1 protein-coding gene is annotated in these 3088 nt (G+C 68.1%); it reads right to left on the reverse strand.

Annotated features, from left to right (window positions below; all coding sequences use genetic code 11):
• Positions 1 to 90: 90 nt before the first annotated feature.
• Complete coding sequence (gene purL, locus VJR25_RS04450; RefSeq protein ID WP_324112940.1) at positions 91 to 2409, reverse strand: phosphoribosylformylglycinamidine synthase subunit PurL; 2319 nt, start codon at positions 2407 to 2409, stop codon at positions 91 to 93.
• Positions 2410 to 3088 lie beyond the last annotated feature (679 nt).

Genomic DNA, 3088 nt, shown 5'->3' on the forward strand with positions numbered 1-3088 from the left:
GCGACGATGAGGGCCACGATCACGACCCACGCCACCATTTTGATGCGGCGCTGACGCAGGGCGGCGTACTCGTCGTCGTCGCTCGGCACGTCAGACCCCGGGCTCGGTGACCGTCGGTCCGAAGGCGGCCGGCAGGGTCCCGGTCGAGGCGGCGCGCAGCTCGCTGACGGGCACCGTGAACAGGTCGGTGATCTCGAGCTCGGCGGCGCCGGACGCGCCGCCGTCGGTCACGCCGATGCGCAGCACCGGGTAGCCGCGGCCCTCGCACAGGCCCTTGAACTTGACGTCCTCTTCGCGGGGCACGGTCACGATCACGCGGCCGGTGGACTCCGAGAACAGCGCGGATGCGGCATCCACCCCGTCGCGCTCGATGAGCTCCGACAGCCACACGCGGGCGCCGACACCGAAGCGCAGCACCGCGTCGGCGAGCGACTGGGCGAGCCCGCCCTCGCTGAGGTCGTGCGCCGACGAGACGAGTCCCTGGTCGGATGCCGCACGCAGCAGTTCCGCGAGGCGCTTCTCGGCGCCCAGGTCGACGGCCGGCGGACGTCCGCCGAGGTGGCCGTGCACGGTGGCCGCCCATGCCGAACCCGACAACTCGGTGGCGGTGACGCCGAGCAGGTAGATGTTCTCGCCGGCATCCTGCCAGCCCGACGGGATGCGGCGGGCGACGTCGTCGATCACGCCCATGACGCCCACGACCGGGGTGGGGTGGATGGGGGTGTCGCCGGTCTGGTTGTAGAAGCTGACGTTGCCGCCGGTGACCGGGATGCCGAGTTCGAGGCATCCGTCCGCGAGACCGTCGACCGCCTGGCCGAACTGCCACATGACCTCGGGGTTCTCGGGGGAGCCGAAGTTGAGGCAGTCGGTGACCGCCATCGGGGTGGCGCCGGTGACGGCGACGTTGCGGAACGCCTCGGCGAGGGCGAGCTGGGCGCCCTGGTACGGGTCGAGCTGGCAGTAGCGGCCGTTCGCGTCGGTGGCGATGGCGAAGCCGAGTCCGGATGCCTCGTCGACGCGGATCATGCCGGCGTCATCCGGGAACGACAGGGCCGTGTTGCCCTGCACGTAGTAGTCGTACTGGTTGGTGATCCAGGCAGGGTCGGCGAGGTTGGGGCTCGCGACCAGCTGCGTGAACTGCGAGCGCAGGGTGTCGCCGTCGGCGGGACGGGGCAGGGCGGATGCCGAGTCATCCCGCAGCGCGTCGATCCAGGTGGGGTAGGCGACCGGGCGCTCGTAGACGGGGCCGTCGACCGCGACCGTGGACGGGTCGACGTCGACGATCTGCTCGCCGTGCCAGAAGATCTGCAGGCGTCCGTCGCCGGTGACCTCGCCGAGGACGCTCGTCTCGACGTCCCACTTGCCGACGACCTCGAGGAAGGCATCGAGCTTCTCGGGCGCGACGATCGCCATCATGCGCTCCTGAGACTCGCTCATCAGGATCTCTTCGGGCGTGAGGGTGGGGTCGCGCAGCAGCACGTTCTCGAGGTCGACGCGCATGCCCGATCCGCCGTTGGCGGCCAGCTCACTGGTGGCGCACGAGATGCCGGCGGCGCCGAGGTCCTGGATGGCCTCGACCAGTTCGCCCTTGTACAGCTCGAGGCAGCACTCGATGAGCACCTTCTCGGCGAACGGGTCACCCACCTGCACCGCGGGGCGCTTGGTGGGGCCGCCGTCGTCGAACGAGTCGGATGCCAGGATGGATGCCCCGCCGATGCCGTCGCCGCCGGTGCGGGCGCCGAACAGCACCACCTTGTTGCCGGTGCCGGACGCGTTGGCGAGCTTCAGGTCTTCGTGGCGCAGCACGCCCACCGCGAGGGCGTTGACGAGCGGGTTGCCCTGGTAGACCGCGTCGAACACGGTCTCGCCGCCGATGTTCGGCAGGCCCAGGCAGTTGCCGTAGAACGAGATGCCGCCGACCACGCCGTGCACCACGCGCGCCGTGTCGGGGTTGTCGATGGCGCCGAAGCGCAGCTGGTCCATCACCGCGACCGGGCGGGCGCCCATCGAGATGATGTCGCGCACGATGCCGCCGACGCCGGTCGCGGCGCCCTGGAACGGCTCGATGTAAGAGGGGTGGTTGTGGGACTCGACCTTGAAGGTGACCGCCCAGCCCTCGCCGATGTCGACGACGCCGGCGTTCTGACCCATGCCGACCATGAGGTTCTTGCGCATCTCGGGCGTGACCTTGTCGCCGAAGCGGCGCAGGTAGATCTTGGAGCTCTTGTACGAGCAGTGCTCCGACCACATCACCGAGTACATGGCCAGCTCGGCGCTGGTGGGCCGCCGGCCGAGGATCGTCTTGATCTGCTCGTACTCGTCGGGCTTGAGACCGAGGGCTGCGTAGGGCTGCTCGCGCTCAGGCGTTGCGGCGGCGTGGGAGACGGTGTCAGAGACGGTGATGGTCACGCGGGCTCCAGAGGATGGCCCCGCGGGATGCTGCGGGGTGGGGATGCCGGACAGGGGTAAGTCTACCGGGGAGTTGAGTTGCGGCCTTGGGCATCGAAGAGTCAAGGGCCGTGGTGTCCGGACGGTCTCACACGAACCAGCGAGGCATGGAGTCGGTAGGCTGGTTGCGGCGAGGTTGTATCAGATTGCTCAACGTTTGGGGAAACGATGGCGAGGATTAGGAAACTTGAGCGGATCGTAGCCGCCCATTCCAGCCACCCGACCGAGGTCGACGCGACGTGGTCCGAGGTCCTGACATCTGAGGGTCCACTGTTGCAGCTCTCGACGTATGGGTCTGATGCCCGCGCCTCGCGTCCAAAGGTGAGCCAGACGGTGCAAATCGACTATGCAATCGCGACGGAACTACGCTTCGCGTTGAACAAGGTGTTCGGCGAAGACCCCGCGGTAGTCCGCGCACACCGCTGACAGGCTCTAATCGTCGTCCAATCGCGGCACTCGAACTCATTCTGGAGCCAACTGCACCTGCGAGAGTCACTGCAGGGCCGATGTCGGAGGGTGTGGCTATCCTCGGTTCAGGCCGCATACACAGGTACGCTGGCCGTGATGAGGCCGCCCCATGCGCGGCTTTACAACTCGCAGATTGGTTAGTTCACAACGTAGGTGGGATCGCGTAATGGCT

This window comes from Microbacterium sp. (assembly GCF_035277845.1).
Lineage (GTDB): Bacteria > Actinomycetota > Actinomycetes > Actinomycetales > Microbacteriaceae > Microbacterium.